At 61.6% G+C, this 19493-nt stretch carries 15 protein-coding genes; 5 read left to right on the top strand and 10 right to left on the bottom strand.

The window, feature by feature from the left end; genetic code table 11:
* The first annotated feature begins 343 nt into the window (after positions 1-343).
* The 3 genes from def to CSZ94_RS14925 all read left to right on the top strand — a co-directional run bounded on the left by def (position 344) and on the right by CSZ94_RS14925 (position 2884).
* On the top strand, positions 344-886 hold the full coding sequence (gene def / locus CSZ94_RS14935; RefSeq protein WP_102122224.1) for a peptide deformylase: 543 nt from the start codon (positions 344-346) through the stop codon (positions 884-886).
* A gap of 108 nt (positions 887-994) precedes the next feature.
* Positions 995-1951: a methionyl-tRNA formyltransferase gene (gene fmt, locus CSZ94_RS14930; RefSeq protein WP_102122223.1), complete on the top strand. Its 957-nt coding sequence runs from the start codon at positions 995-997 to the stop codon at positions 1949-1951.
* A gap of 30 nt (positions 1952-1981) precedes the next feature.
* The gene (locus tag CSZ94_RS14925; protein ID WP_102122222.1) at positions 1982-2884 is read left to right on the top strand and encodes a LysR family transcriptional regulator; all 903 of its coding nucleotides are present in this window, start codon (positions 1982-1984) and stop codon (positions 2882-2884) included.
* Here the strand turns inward: CSZ94_RS14925 and CSZ94_RS14920 are convergent, their stop codons facing one another.
* The gene (locus CSZ94_RS14920; RefSeq protein WP_102122221.1) at positions 2885-3292 is read right to left on the bottom strand and encodes a tautomerase family protein; all 408 of its coding nucleotides are present in this window, start codon (positions 3290-3292) and stop codon (positions 2885-2887) included.
* A 137-nt stretch (positions 3293-3429) separates the two neighbouring features.
* Positions 3430-5910: an IPT/TIG domain-containing protein gene (locus CSZ94_RS14915; protein ID WP_102122220.1), complete on the bottom strand. Its 2481-nt coding sequence runs from the start codon at positions 5908-5910 to the stop codon at positions 3430-3432.
* Positions 5911-6549: 639 nt separating this feature from the next.
* On the opposite strand from CSZ94_RS14915, the gene metH reads away from it, so the two are divergent.
* Positions 6550-10344 (top strand): methionine synthase, encoded by a 3795-nt coding sequence (gene metH, locus CSZ94_RS14910; protein WP_180977486.1) that lies wholly within the window; start codon positions 6550-6552, stop codon positions 10342-10344.
* Between the two features lie 112 nt (positions 10345-10456).
* The gene (locus CSZ94_RS14905) at positions 10457-10828 is read left to right on the top strand and encodes an SPW repeat protein (protein ID WP_102122219.1); all 372 of its coding nucleotides are present in this window, start codon (positions 10457-10459) and stop codon (positions 10826-10828) included.
* Between the two features lie 64 nt (positions 10829-10892).
* Here CSZ94_RS14905 and CSZ94_RS14900 read toward each other — a convergent pair whose 3' ends face one another.
* The 8 genes from CSZ94_RS14900 to rsmB form a co-directional block, all read right to left on the bottom strand.
* Positions 10893-12173 (bottom strand): EAL and HDOD domain-containing protein, encoded by a 1281-nt coding sequence (locus tag CSZ94_RS14900; RefSeq protein WP_102122218.1) that lies wholly within the window; start codon positions 12171-12173, stop codon positions 10893-10895.
* A 137-nt stretch (positions 12174-12310) separates the two neighbouring features.
* The gene (locus tag CSZ94_RS14895) at positions 12311-13090 is read right to left on the bottom strand and encodes a class II glutamine amidotransferase (RefSeq protein WP_102122226.1); all 780 of its coding nucleotides are present in this window, start codon (positions 13088-13090) and stop codon (positions 12311-12313) included.
* A gap of 77 nt (positions 13091-13167) precedes the next feature.
* Positions 13168-13425 carry a BTH_I0359 family protein gene (locus CSZ94_RS14890; protein ID WP_102122217.1) on the bottom strand — a complete coding sequence of 86 codons (258 nt, stop codon included), beginning with the start codon at positions 13423-13425 and terminating at the stop codon, positions 13168-13170.
* 165 nt (positions 13426-13590) lie between these two features.
* The gene (locus CSZ94_RS14885; RefSeq protein WP_102122216.1) at positions 13591-13992 is read right to left on the bottom strand and encodes a GTPase; all 402 of its coding nucleotides are present in this window, start codon (positions 13990-13992) and stop codon (positions 13591-13593) included.
* On the bottom strand, positions 13989-14708 hold the full coding sequence (locus CSZ94_RS14880) for a response regulator (RefSeq protein ID WP_102122215.1): 720 nt from the start codon (positions 14706-14708) through the stop codon (positions 13989-13991). Before CSZ94_RS14880 ends, CSZ94_RS14885 begins: the two co-directional genes overlap by 4 nt.
* A 98-nt stretch (positions 14709-14806) precedes the next feature.
* Positions 14807-17104 (bottom strand): sensor histidine kinase, encoded by a 2298-nt coding sequence (locus CSZ94_RS14875; RefSeq protein ID WP_102122214.1) that lies wholly within the window; start codon positions 17102-17104, stop codon positions 14807-14809.
* On the bottom strand, positions 17104-17745 hold the full coding sequence (locus CSZ94_RS14870; protein ID WP_102122213.1) for a DUF4390 domain-containing protein: 642 nt from the start codon (positions 17743-17745) through the stop codon (positions 17104-17106). The genes CSZ94_RS14875 and CSZ94_RS14870 overlap by 1 nt, the downstream gene beginning before the upstream one ends.
* Entirely contained in the window at positions 17717-19144 is a 1428-nt protein-coding gene (gene rsmB, locus CSZ94_RS14865; RefSeq protein ID WP_102122212.1) for a 16S rRNA (cytosine(967)-C(5))-methyltransferase RsmB, read from the bottom strand. Before rsmB ends, CSZ94_RS14870 begins: the two co-directional genes overlap by 29 nt.
* Between the last annotated feature and the right edge of the window lie 349 nt (positions 19145-19493).

Raw genomic sequence — 19493 nt, 5'->3', positions numbered from 1 at the left:
ATTTACTGAAAAACGAAAAGACAACCAAGGCCGGCATCGCTACCAAACGCTTAAAAGCTGGCTGGAATGCCGACTATCTCGCCAAGGTCTTGGGCTTGCCGACCTGATGCTTCATGCAATCGCCCTGTGCAAAACGGCCCCTCATCCACAGCGTCATGGGCGTCTGTGATAAAATTTCCCTTTGCAGCAAACGAATAGCGCACTGGCAAACGCATCTGCCGCGTCGTTGCGCCATACGCGCCCAACCGTAGCGTACTCAAAATAAATAGCCCTGCCATCGTCCGCATGGCCCAGGCATGAATAATCAGGCGCACCGGCGCCCACCTTAACCAGTCGAATCCGTATGTCCATATTAAATATCCTGCGTTACCCCGATCCTCGCCTGCACACGATCGCCAAGCCCGTCACCGAATTTGGCGAGCGCCTGCAAACCCTGATCGACGACATGGCCGAAACCATGTACGACGCCCCCGGAGTGGGCCTTGCCGCGTCGCAAGTGGACGCGCATATCCAGATGATGGTGATCGACATCACCGAAGAGAAAAACCAGCTGCAAGTGTTCCTCAACCCGGAAATCACCTGGGCCAGCGAAGAAAAGCAGGTCTACGACGAAGGCTGTTTGTCCGTGCCTGGCGTCTACGATGGCGTCGAGCGTCCGGCCCGCATCAAGGTGCGCGCCCTGGACCGTCACGGCAAGCAGTTCGAACTGGAAGCCGATGGCTTGCTGGCTGTCTGCATCCAGCATGAGATGGATCATCTGCTGGGCAAGGTATTCGTCGAATACCTGTCGCCGCTCAAGCGCAACCGCATCAAGGCCAAGATGATCAAGGAAGTCCGTGGTCTCGAGCGCGAAGCGAGCTTGCGCGCACAGAATCGCCGTTTCTAAGCCAGTATTTCAGTACTGCTGATAGACTAAGCAGCAACAGTAGTCGCTGCACCACGCCAGCCTGGCGCCCTCCGGCGCAGGCCTGCGCACCTCACGTCAAGGAACCATATGAAAGTGATCTTCGCAGGCACGCCTGAATTTGCCGCCACGGCCCTGAAAGACTTGCACGAAGCGGGTTTTGACATTCCGCTGGTGCTGACCCAGCCCGACCGCCCTGCCGGACGCGGCATGCAGTTGCATGCTTCGGCCGTCAAGCAATACGCGCAGGAACACGGCATCGACGTGCTGCAGCCGCTGTCCTTGCGCATGGACAGCAAGGACCCGCAGCGTGCCGCCGAGGCAAAGGCAGCCCACGAGCGCCTGCTGGCCACCGATTACGACGTGATGGTCGTGGCGGCCTACGGCTTGATCTTGCCGCGCAGCACGCTCGATATCAAACCTTGCATCAATATCCACGGTTCATTGCTGCCGCGCTGGCGCGGTGCGGCGCCGATTCACCGCGCCATCGAGGCCGGTGACGATGAAACGGGCGTGACCATCATGCAAATGGAAGAAGGCCTCGATACCGGCCCCATGCTGGCCATCGAGCGCACGCCCATCGAAGCGGGCGATTCCACCGCCAGCCTGCACGACAAGCTGGCCACGCTGGGCGGCAAGATGATCGTCGAGACCCTGCGCAAGATGCAGCAGCAGCCGCTCGAAGCCGTGCCGCAACCGGAAGCGGGCGTCAGCTACGCGGCAAAGATCGCCAAGGAAGAAGCGGCGCTCGATTTCAGCCTGCCGGCGCTGGAACTGGGCCTGAAAATCCGCGCCTTCAATCCGTTTCCCGGCGCCTGCGGCCAGGTCGATGGCGTCACCATCAAGATCTGGGCGGCAGAGGTACTCGAAGCGGACAGCAAGGAAGCACCGGGCCAGGTGCTGGCCGCCGACGCCCAGCACGGCATCGTCGTGGCCTGCGGCAATGGTTCCCTGCGCCTGACGGAACTGCAAAAACCGGGCGGCAAGCGCCTGCCCGCGGCCGAATTCATCAAGGGTTTCCCGCTGGAAGGCAAACGCTTCGTTTAATCAAGTCATCGATACCCGCAACACGCGCCCATGGACCAGCTGACCGCCCTGCGCGCCCTGCGCCGCGTCGTGGAACTGGGCAGTTTCACGGCCGCCGGCAACGCGCTGGGCATCTCCCACTCCATCGTCTCGCGCCAGGTGCGCCAGCTGGAAAGCCAGCTGGGCACCCAATTACTCAACCGCACGACGCGCCGCTTCGCCCTAACGGCCGCCGGCCAGGAATATTACCTGGCCAGCCGCGACATCCTCGACGCCCTTGACGCGGCCGACCGCGCCGTCGCCATGCACCAGGCGCAGCCGTCCGGCAGCCTGCGCATCAATGCGCCGATGGCCTTCGGCACCCTGGAACTGGCCGCCTGGCTGCCCGACTTTACGCGCCAATACCCGCACATCCACATCGATCTGGTCTGCAACGACCGCATCGTCGACCTGATCGACGATGGCTTCGACGTGGCGTTGCGCCTGGCGCGCGGCTTGTCCGACTCCACCCTGGTAGCGCGCCAGCTGGCCAGCAGCCGCACGGTGGCCGTCGCCTCGCCCGCCTACCTGGACCGCCATGGCCATCCGGCCACGCCGCAGGACCTGGTGCAGCACAATTGCCTGATGTACAGCTCCGGCGACAAGCCGGCGGAATGGTCGTTCACCGATGGCGACGGCGCCGCCCACAAGGTAGCCGTGCGCGGCAGCCTGCAAGCCAATACCAGCGTGGCCTTGCGCGAAGCGGCCATGGGCGGCATGGGGATTGCCGGCGCGGCCGCCTTCATCGTGCGCGACGCGCTGCGCAGCGGCCAGCTGGTCGAGGTATTGCCCGGCTACACCTTACGCCCACGCAATTTGTACGCGCTGTATCCGCACAGCCGCCAGCTGTCGCCGAAGGTCAGGGTCTTCGTCGATTTTGCCGTGCAACACTACCAGGATTGCCACTGGGATTGATCACGGCTGCTGCAGCGCCTTGCGCACGGCGCGGAACTGCTGCGTCAAGCCGCCATAGCCCCAGGCCGCCTGGCGCGCGTCATGCACGTGGATATAGCTGACGTCATGCAAGTCGCCGAGATACTCCTGCATGGCGGCGAACACGGCGGCGATATACGCCGCCTTTTCCGCCGCCGTATTCGTTTCATCACTGATCAGGATATCGAGGAAAAAACTGCTCTTTCCCCGGGCTTGCAGCGAGGGGCCGCCGACAAACCAGTGCGCCGCATCAAGATGGCTGATCGCCACCGAGGTCAGCTCGGGCGCCTTGTGCAGCAGTTGCGCCGTCAGGCCGCTCAGGGTGGCGGCGATGGCGGCCGACTGGCGCGCATCGGGTGGCGTGGACAAACGCAGGTTCAGAATGGGCATGGGGTGCTCCGCAAGTGGGTGAAGCCCCATTCTAGGCAGGCGAGCCGGGAAATGGCAGCCTCCGCCTGGCACAGGATCTGTGCATATTCCACACAGGGCTTGCCGCGGCAAGCCCTTCTTGCATCCAGCAGCACCCCTTAGCGACGCTGCACCTTCATCAAACGTCCGCCCACGGACGACGACAGGCTGACCTCGAAACGCCCGCCAGCCGGCAAGGCGCTCACATCGACGCTGGCATTGCCACCCGTCAAGCCGCCGGCGACCACCGTCTTGCGGCCATCGGCAGCCACGTGCAGCACGGCCGCATAGGGCTCCGCCTGGGCATCCCAGACCAGCGCCAGCTTGCCGCCGCTTTGCGTTACGTCAAAGCTGCCATCGTTGGCGGCCTTGCTGCGGCGCGCCGAACGCTCCAGCCTGGTCAGTGGCTTACCATTTGACAATACTTCCACGTCGCTGATATCGCCCGGGTTGGCGAAGCTGACGCGGAAGTGGCGCATGACGCTGCCGCCATGGTCGGCCACGGTGACGGCATCGAAGGGCAAGTCGATAGTCGTTCCCGACGCCGTCAGGACCCGCAGGGTGTACGCCTGGCCGCTGCCGCTGGTCGCTGCGCCCACACGCGTGGACGAGGCAACGGCCGGGCGCAAGGCCACGCCGGTCGGCGTGATGCGGCCGGAAATGGTCAGATAGCCATTCTCGGCCACGGACATGCTGGCGGCCAGCACATTGCTGCCCGTCACTTGCGTGCTGCGTTTTTCCAGGAATTGCTGCACCCGCGCATAGCTGTAATCGGAGAACCAGGCGCCGCTGCAATAGCTCATCACATCCTTCATCTGCGTGCCGCCATACGCAGCCTTGCTCAGCAGGCCAATGCTGCCAGCATAACTACTGTTATACAGCGGTTGCGGGCCCAGATCGCCATTCGCATACGGGTAATCGGTAGCCGCATTGGCCGGGCCGCCGCAGGCAACGTGCTGCAGCGAGTGGTTGTGGCCCAGCTCATGCACTAGCGTGGTCAGCCATTCAGGCCATTGATTGCCGAATGGATCGAGCGATGCGATGCTGGTGAACCTGGCATCGAGGCCGATGGCCGAGGTAAAGTCGTTGCCGCTGCTGCTGCGCTGGTTGATGTAGGCCAGGCCGGCGGCGCGCGTGGAGGACATTTTCGGCACGAAACCATAATAATAAGCGCCGCTATCTTCCTGCACCCGCTTGCTTTCCAGCTTGCCCAGGGTATCGCTCCACCAGCTATCGGCCGTGCTGCTGCCTGGCATGCTCAGCGCAACGCGCGTGGTGATGCTGATATTTTCCGTCGCATACGGATACACGCGCAGCAGCGCGGCACGGATCACCTCGGCGTCAGGCAATTGCGCCACGCCATCGTCGGTGCTCAAGGGCACGAGTACCAGGCGAATCCTGGCCAGGCTGGCCACCACCGGCGCCGCATCCTGGCTCACTTGCACGCCGTCATTGCCCACAGCCGTCACGCGCACGCGCACGCCAGGCAAGATCCAGCCAGCGGGCAGGATGGCAGTGAAATTGCCGCTGAAACTGTCATCGTTCTTTTGCATCGGCAAGACCGACGGGCCGCTCATGCTGATGCTGCCCAGATTGCTGCCATTGGCGGCGGTCGCAACCAAGGTCACGGCGGGACTGGCCTGACCTGCTTGCTGGGTCAGCACGGACACGCGCACGGCGGCCGGCTTGCCGCGCGTCAGGCGCAAGGCCGCATCGCTGGCATTCAAGTTCAGTACTTGCGCGAAATCAATGCTGCCCAGGGTAAACGCCGACACCGTGCCTGCATTGACGGCAATGCGCGAGGCAGCCGACAGCATCACATTGCCCGTTGCCGAGGCTGGTGCAGACAACACCAGTTGGCTGGCACTGGCGCTGACGATGACGGCGGGTGTATTGCCCACCGAAGCCGAGCTGACCTGGTCGAGATTGCTGCCCTGCACCGTCACCGACAAGGTCGCACCGGTGACGGCCGAGGTGATCGACGTCACCGCCACGCTGGCCAAGACCGTGTACGCGTCGCTGCTGAGCACATCGTTGTTGGGACCGCGCACCGTCAGCGCGCCTGTCGCTGCACCCAAGGGCACCACTACGGTCACGCTGCTGGCGGTCTGGCTTTGCGGCGTCGCCGCCGCGCCATTGCCAAACTGCACCGCCGTCACGGCGCCCATGCCGCCGCCCGCGATCGTCACGCTGGAACCGACGCCGCCCGTCAATGGCGCGACGCTGCCCACGCTCAATGGCAGGTACACATTGACGTTATAGCTGGTGGCCGCCGTGCCACTGGCGCTGACCAGGCTCAAGGCGCCCGTTACGGGCACGCCAGGCATGGCCAGGGTCACGCTGGTCTCGCTGGCGGCACTGGTGGCAACGGTCACGCCGGCCACCTGGAAGGCTGTCACGCGGCTCAGATTCGTACCCGTCACCACCAGGCTGCCGCCCACGGCGACATTCGCCGCCGAGACGGCCGTCACGGCAGGAATCAGCACGGGAGTACCCGCAGTGGTCGCCACCACCGTGTCGCCACCACCGCCACCGCCGCCACCGCCGCAGGCAGACAGGCCCAGCATGACCAACAATGCTACAAGCAAATGGTTTTTCATGGCTGGCCACCATGTTGATGCAGTGCGATGCCGGGGAGGACACGGGATAAATGTGACATATTGGTGACTTTTGGTGAGAATTTAATTTCCAGGAACCAATATTATCGATCAATTCGATTCCGAATAACAACTATTAATGCTTTTGATTCAATTGGTTTTGATAATAATTAAAATATCCGCTTGGCAAAATTTATTCTGAGCATTATTCCTCTCAAACTGTGTTGGCTAATATCGAAATTATTTTCCTTTACAGCTATTACCATTCAATTCATTGAAAATATGCGCATACGGCACAAATAATGTGGATATTTTTCCACAGCATAGACAACATATCTTTCCGCCAACTTTGACGGAAAAATTAACGTTCTGAGTAAGATTTTCAGGAATGTCATTTCAGAAGAAGGCGTGGCGGAAGGTGATGTGTTGCAAGAAGGTCTGCCGTGGGACGAACGGCCGCTTTTGCTTAAAACCAAAGCAGCCTGATGCCGTATAATTTTAGACCCGGTGAAATCAGGCGATTGCCACCTTCTGCCTGCCCTACCCGGCTGGCACTCTCCGTCAGCTGATCCTGCTGACCCGCATCCGCCTCGTAAAGTCTTGTCGCCGCGCCGCCGCCCGTTTGCCTATTGAAAGCATGAAATGAACGATACCCTGATCCCCGCCATGTCCCCGACCGAAGCCACCTTGCGCGCCATTCTGGCGCAGCGGATCATGATCCTCGACGGCGCGATGGGCACGATCATCCAGCAATACAAACTCGACGAAGAAGGGTACCGTGGCGGCCCCGCTGGCCGCTTCATCGATTTCGCCGCGCCGGCTGGCAGTGGCGCGCGTGAACTGTTCGTCAAGGGCAATAATGAGCTGCTGACCCTGACGCAGCCGCACATCATCCAGGAAATCCACGAGCGCTACCTGGCGGCCGGCGCCGACCTGATCGAAACGAATACTTTTGGCGCCACGACGATCGCGCAAGATGATTACCACATGGCCCACCTGGCCTATGAAATGAACGTCCAGGCAGCCAAGCTGGCACGCGCCGCCTGCGATAAATATTCCACTCCGGACAAGCCGCGCTTCGTCGCCGGGGCCCTGGGCCCCACGCCCAAGACGGCATCGATCTCGCCCGACGTGAACGACCCGGCCGCGCGCAACGTCAGTTTCGACCAGCTGGTGGCCGCTTATCTGCAGCAGACGCAGGGCCTGGTGGAAGGCGGCGCCGACGTGCTGCTGGTGGAAACCATTTTCGACACCTTGAATTGCAAGGCGGCCCTGTTCGCCATCGACCTGTTCTACGAGCAAAACCCGCATGTCGTGCGCCTGCCGCTGATGATTTCCGGCACCGTCACGGACGCCTCGGGCCGCATCCTGTCGGGCCAGACCGTGCCCGCCTTCTGGAATTCCGTGCGCCACGCGAAACCGCTGACCATCGGCCTGAACTGCGCGCTGGGCGCCGCCCTGATGCGTCCGTACGCGGAAGAGCTGGCCAAGATCGCCGACACCTTCGTGTGCATCTACCCGAACGCGGGCTTGCCCAACCCCATGAGCGACACGGGTTTCGACGAGTTGCCAGCCGACACGTCCGCCCTGCTGCGCGAATTTGCCGACGCGGGCTTTTTGAACATGGCGGGCGGCTGCTGCGGCACCACGCCCGAGCACATCGCCGCCATCGGCGAGTTGCTGTCAAAAAATACCCCGCGCAGCGTGCCGGCCCCGTCGCACGACTTGCGCCTGGCCGGACTGGAACCGTTCGTCGTCAATGAAGCATCGCTGTTCGTCAACGTGGGCGAGCGCACCAACGTCACGGGTTCGAAAGCGTTCGCGCGCATGATCCTCAACGAGCAATACGACGAAGCCCTGTCCGTGGCGCGCCAGCAAGTGGAAAACGGCGCACAGGTGATCGACATCAACATGGATGAAGCGATGCTCGACTCGCAGGCGGCCATGACGCGCTTTTTGAACCTGATCGCCTCGGAACCCGATATTTCGCGCGTGCCCATCATGGTCGACTCGTCGAAATGGTCGGTCATCGAAGCGGGCTTGAAATGCGTGCAGGGCAAGGCCATCGTCAATTCCATCTCGATGAAGGAAGGCGAAGAGGAATTCCTGCGCCAGGCCAAGCTGTGCCGCCGCTATGGCGCTGCCGTGATCGTCATGGCTTTCGATGAAAAAGGCCAGGCCGACACCTTCGAGCGCAAGATCGAGATTTGCGCCCGCGCATACCATTTGTTGATCGATGCGCTGGACTTCCCGCCGGAAGACATCATTTTCGACCCGAACATCTTTGCCGTCGCCACCGGCATCGAAGAGCACAACAACTACGCCGTCGACTTCATCAATGCCACACGCTGGATCAAGGAAAACTTGCCGTACGCTAAAATTTCGGGCGGCGTGTCCAACGTGTCCTTCAGTTTCCGCGGCAACGATCCGGCCCGCGAAGCCATCCATACCGTCTTCCTCTACCACGCCATCAAGGCCGGCATGACCATGGGCATCGTCAACGCGGGCATGGTGGGCGTGTACGATAACCTCGACCCGGAACTGCGCGAACGCGTGGAAGACGTGGTGCTGAACCGCCGCGACGATTCCACCGAGCGCATGATCGAGATCGCCGGCACCCTGAAGGCGGGCGGCAAGGCCGAGGCGCAAACCCTGGCCTGGCGCGAAGGCACGGTACAGGCGCGCCTGTCGCACGCGCTGGTGCACGGCATCACGCAATTCATCGTCGACGACACGGAAGAAGCGCGCCAGGAGCTGCTGCACAATGGCGGGCGCCCCATTCACGTGATCGAGGGCCCCTTGATGGCCGGCATGGACGTAGTCGGCGACCTGTTTGGCCAGGGCAAGATGTTCCTGCCGCAAGTGGTGAAATCGGCGCGCGTGATGAAACAGGCCGTGGCCCATTTGATCCCGTTCATCGAGGAAGAAAAGCTGCTGGAAGAAAAGCGCACGGGCATCGTCGCCAAGCCGAAAGGCAAGATCATCATGGCCACCGTGAAAGGCGACGTGCATGACATCGGCAAGAATATCGTCACGGTGGTTCTGCAGTGCAATAACTTCGAAGTGGTCAACATGGGCGTGATGGTGCCGTGCTCGGAAATCCTGGCCCGCGCCAAGGTGGAAAACGCAGACATCATCGGCCTGTCGGGCCTGATCACGCCGTCACTGGAAGAAATGGCGTATGTCGCCAAGGAAATGCAGCGCGACGAGCACTTCCGCATGCTCAAGATTCCCCTCTTGATCGGCGGCGCCACCACCAGCCGCGCCCACACGGCCGTGAAAATCGCCCACAATTACGACGGCCCCGTGATCTACGTGCCGGACGCCTCGCGTTCCGTTTCCGTGGCGCAATCGTTGCTGACGCCGGAGCAGCGCGACAAGTACGTGGAAGACATCGAACTCGATTACGCGCGCATCCGCGAGCAGCATGCCAACAAGAAGGCGCTGCCCATCCTGCCGCTGGCGCAAGCGCGCGCCAACAAGATGATCGTGCCGTTCGACGGCCCCTGCACCCCCGTGAAACCGAAGTTCATCGGCCGCCGCGTGTTCAAGAATGTCGACCTGGCCACGCTGGCCAACTATATCGACTGGGGCCCGTTCTTCCAGACCTGGGACCTGGCCGGCCCCTTCCCCGCCATCTTGAGCGATGAAGTGGTGGGCGACGCAGCCACCAAGGTGTACGCGGAAGGCCAGGCTTTGCTGAAAAAACTCATCGACGGGCGCTGGCTGACGGCCAATGGCGTCGTATCCTTGCTGCCGGCGAACAGCGTCAATGACGACGATATCGAGGTGTACACGGACGATACACGCAGTAGCGTGGCGTTTACCTACTACGGCATGCGCCAGCAGGGCGTCAAACCCGTGGTCGGCGGCGTGCAGCGGCCGAACCAGTGCCTGGCCGATTTCATTGCGCCGAAGGCATCGGGCGTGAAGGATTACATCGGCATGTTCGCCGTCACCTCCGGCCTGGGCATCGAGAAATACGAAAAGCGCTTCGAAGATGCGCACGACGATTACTCGTCCATCATGCTCAAATCGCTGGCCGACCGCCTGGCCGAAGCGTTTGCCGAATACCTGCATGAGCGCGTGCGCAAGGATTTATGGGGCTATGTGCCGGACGAGAAGCTGAGCAACGACGACATGATCGGCGAGCAATATGTCGGCATCCGCCCCGCACCCGGCTACCCGGCCTGCCCCGAGCATACCGTCAAGAAAGAAATGTTCGAGGTCATGCAGGCCGGGGAAATCGGCATGCTGTTGACGGAATCGTATGCCATGTTCCCCGGCGCGGCCGTCTCCGGCTTCTATTTTTCCCATCCGGAGTCGAAATACTTCGTTGTCGGCAAGATCGGCATGGACCAGGTGGAAGACATGGCCAAGCGCCGTGGCGCCAGCATCGAGGACGTGGAACGCTGGCTGGCGCCTAATCTGTCATGATAAGCACAAGGCGCGCGGAACTTATCGCGCGCCGCAGCGCACTAACGCAGTATGCCGGTCGGCATGCTGCATGCCCGCTCCGGCCCGTTCCCTAACTGGCTAAGGAGGATATATGGCAGGCAATTTCAAACTGAAACGCTGGCAAGATCAATTGATCCTGTTGCTGGGCCTGTGGCTGCTCGTCTCGCCCTGGGCCTTTTCCTATCCCGATGGCTCGCCGCAGATGATCAACGCCTTTGTCTCGGGCCTGGTGATCGCCGTGCTGGCGGCCTTCGACCTGTACAAGACCTACTTCTGGGCCGTCGTCGTCAACCTGCTGGTGGGCGTCTGGGTCGCCGCCTCGCCGTGGATACTGCGCCTGGCCGAACAGCGCGTCGTCATGTGGAACGAGCTGCTCGTCGGCATCGCCGTCGTCGTGCTGGCCTTGTGGGAATTACGCACCGATCCCGAGCTGCACAAGCACTGGCCCGGCGCGGCGGCGTAGCGGCGTAAAAAAACCCTGCCACGGCGACGCCGTGCAGGGTTTTTTACATTACGGGAGGCGCCAGTTACAGCGCATACCTCACCACATTGTCGCTCCATTCGTAGGCGGCCATTTCCAGCTCCACCAGGTCGTCCGGCGACATGGCCAGGTCGCGCAAGGTCGGCACGATCTCGCCTTCCATGTCTTCGATGCGCTCGATGCACTCGGCCAGGCGCAGCAGGTCGCCGTAGAAACCTTCGCGCGACAGCAGCGCTTCGGCCACTTCATCGATCACTTCGATCTGGCTGAGGATTTCCGTCATCGGCACGCCGAACAGGGTATCCATCAGGGACATGATGCCGACCGTAAACGCGATATCGGCCGAGTGGGCGTGGTTCGGGCGCAGTTTATGCGCGAGCAGCTCCAGCAAACGGCCGCGCGTGGTGGCCAGCATCAGCAGCGGCGTCATGCTATGGCCGCGCTTGCTTGGCTCCGCGTACAGCATGATTTGCAGCCAGCGCTGCAATTGGCGGCGGCCCAGCACGGTCACGGCCTGGCTCAGCGAATCGATGCGCTGACGCGCACCCACGGCGGGCGTATTGACCAGACGCAGCAGGTTCAGGGCCAGCGACACGTCGCGCTTGATGGCGCGCTCGATATCCATATTGTCGGCGTCGGAGGTAACCAGGGTCATCAGCTCCATGACGGCCAGTTGCGACGGCGACAGTTTCTTGCCCGTCATGATGGCGGGCTTGGCAAAATAATAACCCTGAAAATAATCGAAGCCCAGGTCCAGGCCTGACTTGAATTCTTCGCGCGTCTCAACCTTCTCCGCCACCAGCTTCTTCTGCTCCTGCTTGAAACGGGGGGCCAGCGCTGCCAGCACCTTCGGGTCGACCGTGCTCATGTCCATTTTTACATATTGCACAAGAGGCAACAGCTGCTGTACTTGCGACGTGTCGGCCACCACGTTTTCCAGCGCGAAGCTGAAGCCATGGCTCACCAGTTCGCTGATGCGCGCGCGCACTTCCGGCGTGACGGGCATCGATTCGACAATTTCCAGCACGACTTTTTCACGCGGCAAGAAAACGAAGATGTCGCTCATGATCACGTCGGCATCGACATTGACGAAACCGAGTGCGTCGCCGATGACCTTTTCCATGCCCAGTTGGGAAGCGTGGGCGATCACGGACGCCGTGGCGGACAGGTCGCTGGTGATGTTGGCGGGACCGACCGGGGCGTTGCGAAATAGCAACTCATAGCCAAACAGGGCTTGACTGCGGTCAAGGATAGGTTGTCGACCCAGATAGAACTCGCGCACGCGCAAGGGTTTCGGGGTGATGTCGTTGCTGGAAATATCGATCATTAAGTCTTCATCAATCAGGTCGAGTGACACCGGCCGCGCGGCGCCCGCATCAAGGTTCACTATTGACAATACTTTAGCTGAATTTCGCCCGCGCTGTGGGTATTTTGGCAGCAATCAAGCGTATTGTCGTCAACAAATTAGGACGCTGGCGTATCTTGCACCATCCCATCGACAAATAATTTCAATTCGCCCGGCGCAAACGCCGTCCATTGCTCATTCGTCGTCAGCGGCTGGGTAACGATCACGGCCACGCGGTCCTGGGGCGTCGTCACCTGGGAAAAGTCCACGCTCAGGTCTTCATCGGAGAGTTTAGCAGTTGGAAACGGATGTTGTCGCACCAGATAGTGCAAGCTGGTCGAGCAATGGGCAAACAGCGCCTCGCCGCTCGACAGCATCATGTTGAAGGTGCCGTGGGCCGCGATGCAGGGCAACAACTCCGCCAGGGCGGCATGCAGTTGCGGCAATGCCGGCGGGGCGTCGCCAAAGCGCGCATGCAGCTCCTGCAGCAAATAGCAGAAGGCCAGTTCGCTGTCCGTACAGCCGACGGGGCGGTAACTGCCCGTCAGCACAGGATGGAATTGCTTCAAATCGCCATTATGGGCAAAGACCCAGTAGCGGCCCCACAGTTCGCGCACAAAGGGGTGGCAGTTTTCCAGCGCCACCTGGCCTTGCGTGGCCTTGCGGATATGCGCGATGACATTGCGCGACTTGATGGGATAGCGTTTGATCAGTTCGGCCACGGGCGAAGCGATGGCCGCCTGGTGGTCGACGAAATGGCGCACGCCGGCGCCCTCGAAAAAGGCGATGCCCCAGCCGTCATGGTGGGTATCGGTCTGGCCGCCGCGCATGGCGAAGCCGGTAAAACTAAAGACAATGTCCGTGGGGACATTGCAATTCATTCCGAGAAGTTGGCACATGGTCTGTTTGCGGCGGGATAACACGGCCACCATACCATGCCGCCCGGCGGATTGGTATGGTGGCGATGGCCATCACCTTAGTGCAACAGGACCGGCTGGCTCATGAGGGAATCATAGCTGCCCAAGAAGTCATCGATCTCTTCCATGCTGGGTTCGCTGGCGATCAATTCCGTGACGTCGCGGCGGAAGTTTTGCGCAAGGATGCCGGCGATAAACGTTTCACGCTTGCCGCCCTTGTCGACGATTTCATAGCCGCCAAAACGCAGGGCTTCCAGGTCGACGTCGACGCCGAATTCCACGACGCTGTATTGCTCGCTGTTATAGATCAGGTTCATTTTGCATCCTTCGCTCAGGCAGGAGAAGCTCCTGCGGTTTCAGAACAGAGGTGGGGCTATGCGGCGCCATTTCAAGCGCCAGGCCACCCGGCGGGCTGCACAGTTGTAACGAGATGCAAATGGCGACTGCGGTAAGTCGATCAGGAAATCATCAGGAAACCGTGCTCAGGAAACCTGTATGTCTGCTTGCAGCGCCAGCAGGGCATCGTAGGGACTGGCAGTGAGCCAGGTGCGCAATTGTTCGATGTGCGAGGCGTCGGCCAGGCTGATGAACAAGCGCGCGGGGGGATGGCGCAGCAGACGATTCAATGTTACACGCAATACGAGATTGCCGCTGCAGCACAGGCAACCGGGTGCAATGCGCAATAGTTGCAATGGAGAAGAGAGAGAAGGGGAAACTTGCTCGGCCAGGTCGGCCAGGATGGCGTTGCCATCGGCCAATCCCTCGAGGATCACGGCGGCCGGCTCGTCCGGCGCCAAGGCTTGCGCGATGGCTGCCTCGCGCTCGGCGGCGCGTCCACCGCTGACCAGGGTCAGCGGCGTCGGACGCCGCACGGCTGCCGTCACAGGTTTTTCTTGGCCAGCTTGCCCGGTTCGACGCCCAGCTGTTTCAGCTTGCGGTACAAATGCGTGCGCTCCAGGCCCGTTTTTTCCGCCACGCGGGTCATGCTGCCGCCTTCGCGGCCCAGATGGTGTTCAAAGTACATGCGCTCGAACGCGTCACGCGCCTCGCGCAGCGGCAAGTCGAACGACAGGTTGTAGCCATGGCCTTCGGCCACCGCCGGTACGGCGATGCCTGGGCGCACCATCAGCTGTTGCGGCGCGCTGCCGCCAAAGCTGGGCACGGGATGGCTGTTTTCCTCTGCCACCACGGGTGCCACGGGACGCGGCGCCACGCTAGTCGCGCGCACGGTTTCCTGTGCCCGCGTCAAGCCTTGCTGGACTGCTTTCAGCAGTTTTTGCAGGGCAATCGGTTTTTCCAGGAAGTTCATGGCACCGATGCGCGTCGCCTCGACCGCCGTATCGATGGTGGCGTGGCCCGACATCATGATCACCGGCATGGTCAGCAAGCCGTCGCGCTGCCATTCCTTGAGCAGGGTCACGCCATCGGTGTCGGGCATCCAGATATCCAGCAATACCAGATCCGGCGCACCGGCGGCACGCGCTTCACGCGCCTGCTGCGCATTTTCGGCCAGCTGGATAGCATGTCCTTCGTCGCCCAATATTTCCGAGAGCAACTCACGGATACCCATTTCATCATCCACTACGAGTATGTTTGCCATTCGTGTCTTGCCTTCCTCATTTCGCCAGCCCTCGCGCACAAGATGCACACGGCGGACAGCTATGATTTTATTAGTGTTTTAAATACTAAACCAGACCCTCACGCCAGGAATTCCTGGGCAGGAGTGTCGGGAGCTAACTTTAACAGCAAAATGACTACCGAAGCGCCATTGCCGTCGACCCGGTTCTCGATATCGATGCGTCCACCATGTTCATCGATCATTTTCTTTACCATCGCCAGGCCCAATCCCGTGCCGCGCGCCTTCGACGTCACATAGGGTTCGAAGGCGCGCGCCAGGATTTTTGGCGCGAAACCAGGGCCATTGTCGCTGATGGCCAGCCGCACGGCGATATTCACGCCGCCGTCCGCACTGCGATAATGAATTGCTTCCGTCCTTACGTCAATCCGCGGATGCGGCGAGTCCGGCGGCAGGTCGGCCATGGCGTCCTGCGCGTTCTGCAGCAAGTTATGGATCACCTGGCGCAACTGGGTCGGATCGCCCATCACCATCGGCAAATTCGGCGCCAGCAGCGGGTGGATGATGTCGCCATCATCGCCGCGCAGGTAGAGGTTCAGGATTTCCTCAATCAGTTCATTCAGGCGCAGCGGCGTGAGCACGGCCGGCGGCGTGCGCGCATAGTCGCGGAAGTCATCGACCATGCGCTTCATCGCATCGACCTGCTTGACGATGGTGGTGGTGGCGCGGTTGAGCAGGTCGGCATCGGGCTGTTCCAGCTTGCCTTCGAGCTTCATCTGCAGTCGCTCGGCCGACAGCTGGATGGGCGTGAGCGGATTCTTGATTTCATGCGCCAGGCGGCGCGCCACCTCGCCCCAGGCGATCGAGCGCTGCGCAGAAATGACGTCGGAAATATCATCGAAGACGACGATGTAGCCGCTGCCGGACTCCAGCGGCAGGCGCGAACCGCGCGCCAGCAGGGTGATGTCATGCTCGTCGGCACTACTGCCCAGGCGGCGCGGAATCTCGATCTGGCGCTGCCAATGCAGGCGCTGCTGGTTGCGGCCCGAGGCCGATTGCGCGCTTTGCGCCGTGAAGGCGCTGATGATGGCCGAGCCAAACTCTTCCATCCCCGCAATATGCGCCAACGGCTGGCCCACCATGCTCATGCCCGCATGCTGCAGGATGCGCTCGACCGATTCATTGCAGGTCACCAGCTTGAAATCGCCGTCGAGCACCATCACGCCGGCCGACATGTTCGCCAGCACCGATTCCAGGTGGGCCTTGGCATTTTGCAACGCGGCGCGGTTGCTTTCCACTGCCGTGCGCGCATCGAGCAACTGGCGCGTCATGATGTTGAACGACTGCGTCAGGGTACCCAGTTCATCCTTGGTGGCGACGATGGGACGCGGCGACAGGTCGCCTTCGGCCACGGCCCGCGTGCCTTCGGCCAGCAGCAGCAGGGGCTGGGCCAGTTTCCCCGCGATCAGGAAAGCGCTGCCGATGGCGCCAAAAATGGCCAGCAGCAAGGTCAAGGTGAGGATTTCCATGTACATCTTGCGCAAGCCCACGCGCGCGACGAAACGTTCCTTGTATTCGCTGTAGGCGGCGCGCAGCACCTCGGCATTCGTCGCCAGCTTGGGCGGCACCGCTTGCAGCAATTGCAGGTAGCGGGGCGAAACGGAGGGACCCGGCACGGCCACCAGCACCCGCAGGCGCAGGCTGGCCGTCGTTTCCAGCGATGCCGGCGTGCCGGCGCGGAAGCCGCCACCGCCCGACTCCGTGCCATCGTCGTGCAACTCCAGCCCCCCTTCGGCGGAGGCATAGCCGGCCGGCGTGGCGGCCTGCACCAGCATGGCCGGCGTGGGCAAGTCAGCCGCGCTGTGCGGCCCGGCGCTGACCAGCAGCACGCCATCGCCGCTGACCATCATGACATTTTGCATGCCCTCTTCGCGCAGCAGGCTGGTCAGCACGGCCGGACCGGCCACCGGGTCGGCGCCCAGCTCATCGACGGCCTTGTGACCCCGGTGGTCCAGTTCGACCAGGGCCGCGTCGAGGCCGGCACGGCCAAGCTCAATGCCCGATTCCAGCGCCGCTTCGATCTTGACGTTGAACCACGATTCGATGGAGTGGGAAACGAATTGCACAGAGACAAGGAAAATCACCAGGCCCGGCAAGATGCCGACGGCGGCGAACAGCATCACCAAACGTGTCATCAGCTTGGAGCCGAACTTGCCGCTCTTGTAGCGCGCGTACAGGCGGCCCAGGGAAATGCCCACCAGCGCCAGCAGGGCCACTGCCACGGCGGCATTCAGGCCCAGCAGCCAGGTGTAATAGCGGTCGAAAAAGCCGGAATTATCGGAAGCCGACGCCAGCAGGAACAGCAGGATACTGACAATGCCGCCGCCCACCACCAGCAGATAGCGCAATGCTTGACTCACTACTCCGCCGTATACAAGAAGGTTTTTTTATTCGAAGCCAGGCGCCAGTCGCTGTTATTGAAGGCATTGACCTGTATCGGCTTGGGCAGGTAGTCGCGGTCCATGCCCATGCGCAAGGTGACGTTGTAGGTCTGCCCCACTTTCAGCTCGCCACGCCGCGCCACCAGCCAGCGGCTGGGACGGCGGATCAGGAAGAGTGCATCGTCGAGCGTAGGGAAACTTTGCTGCAAGCCACCGCCCGACACATGATACTGGCGCGTGAGCACGTTGTAAGACAGCTTGCTCGTCTGGCGTGCCACGATGGCTTTTTCATCGAACCAGTACCAGCGGGGCCGGGTCAGTTCGATTTCCGTCGTGAAATACAGCGGCACTCCATGCTGCACGGCATCATCGAGGTCGTGATTGAGTTCGAAGGAATACGTGGCAGCCAGCTTGTAGCCCTCTTCGCTCGACTCGATGTAGGCACGGGTGATCTCGACCATGTCGGCGGCATGCGCGCGTGGCATGCTACATGCCAGCATCAGCAGCAGCATCAGCAGGGCCGGGAGTCGGAAGAGTCGTGTTGTCACAAGTGTGCCAGTAGTGTCCGTAGGAAAAGGTTCGACGAATCGCTCAAGCCGCATTTTTTTGGAATAGCGCATAGAACAAACCGTCGTGGTCCTGCTCCGCGCTGCCAGTCGGCAACAGCTGGCCAGGCGCTGTCAATCGGGTCGCATTATTACGCACCGCAAATGCCGCCGCCTGCGCCTCGGACTCTTGCGGCCACAATGAACAGGTCACGAACAGCAATTTACCATCGGGGCGCAGCATCTGCCACAGGTTGTCCAGAATTTTGGAGGAAAGTGTTGCAAGTTGGAACGCATCGCCCTTGCGGCGCAACCAGCGGATGTCGGGATGGCGGCGCACGATGCCCGAGGCCGTGCACGGCACGTCGGCCAGGATGCGGTCGTACTGCTGGCCGTCCCACCACGCGCTCGATTGCGCATCCTGCGCCTTCAAGGTGGCGTCCAGGCCCAGGCGCTCGAGGTTTTCCGCGATGCGCGGCAGGCGCTTGGCGTCCGCATCGATGGCGGTGACTTGCACATCGGCCAGTTCCAGGATGTGGCACGTCTTGCCGCCCGGTGCCGCGCAGGCGTCCAGCACGCGCATGCCATCTTGCAAATCGAGCAGCGGTGCGGCCAATTGTGCGCCGGCATCCTGCACGGAGACGACGCCCTGCTCGAAGCCGGGAATCAGCGCCACGCCGATGGGCTTGTCCAGCCGTACGGCGAACGGTCCCACCTGGCGCGCGGCAATGCCCGCCTCGGACAGCACGGCCAGATACGCCTCCACCGTGCTCTTGCGGCGATTCACGCGCAAGGTCAGTGGCGGCACGGCATTGCCGGCTGTCAGAATGGCTTGCCAGTCGCGCGGATAGGCCAGCCGCAGCGAATCGATCCACCATTGCGGATAATTCCATTGCGCCAAAGGTTGCTGCAGGGCCGCTTCCAGCAAGGACTTGCGCTCGCGCAAGAAACGCCGCAAAACGGCATTCACCATGCCCTTGGCATGCGCCAGGTCAGGGTGCGAGGTGGCCACCGTGACAGCCTGGTCGACGACCGTGAATTCTTCGTACGGCTGCTCGCCCGGCTCGGCCGACATCAAGGACAACGCGCAGCACAGCAGCGCAGCGAGCATCGGCGGCTCGGGCGCCTTCGACGTCATCAGGCCAACCAGGGTTTCGCTGCGGCCCAGCTGGCGCATGGTGCGGTAGGAAATATCCTGGATGGCGCCGCGCGCCTGCGGGTTGGCATTCGACTGCGCAAACACTTTGGCCAGCGCCTGCGGCAGGGCCGTGCCCGTGCGCACTTGCGCCACGGCATTGGCGGCGCCCAGCAGGCAAAATGCCAGCGAGTCGACGCGCAAATCGGGTTGGAAGCCAGGCTGCAAGACCGGCTTCAGGTCGGGATGGTAGCTGGGACGCAATTTCGGTGCGGCAGGGGCAAGAGCCTGGCCTGGCGCCGGCTTGGTTTTCAATTTCAGCGTGGGGCGCTTGTTCATAATTATCCGGTGTGGCTGCGCGCGGCAGGCTGCCTGGTGGCAAAGGCGCGGCCGCGCGTCATCAATAAAGGGTCGATTGTAGCGTTTGTGGCGCCCTCTGGCCCAAGCGATTGCACTGATAAATGTAAATTGCGGCAAAAAACTGCATATATACAAGCAGAATGCGCCATGCTGATGTTTTCATGCACCAACATCGACATGTTGTCCTGATAATATCGTGAAATGCGCCGGCACGGGGACCTTGCCGGCAAGCGTATTGTTCCCGCCGGCAAACCAGTATAATTAACGCAGTCTGGGCGGCTTGGGTAATTGCCGTCCGTTTTGCTTTTTGATTCATTCTATTCATTCT

This window comes from Janthinobacterium sp. ROICE36, assembly GCF_002869965.1.
GTDB lineage: Bacteria > Pseudomonadota > Gammaproteobacteria > Burkholderiales > Burkholderiaceae_D > Janthinobacterium.
This window is presented reverse-complemented; position numbering and strand designations above follow the sequence as displayed.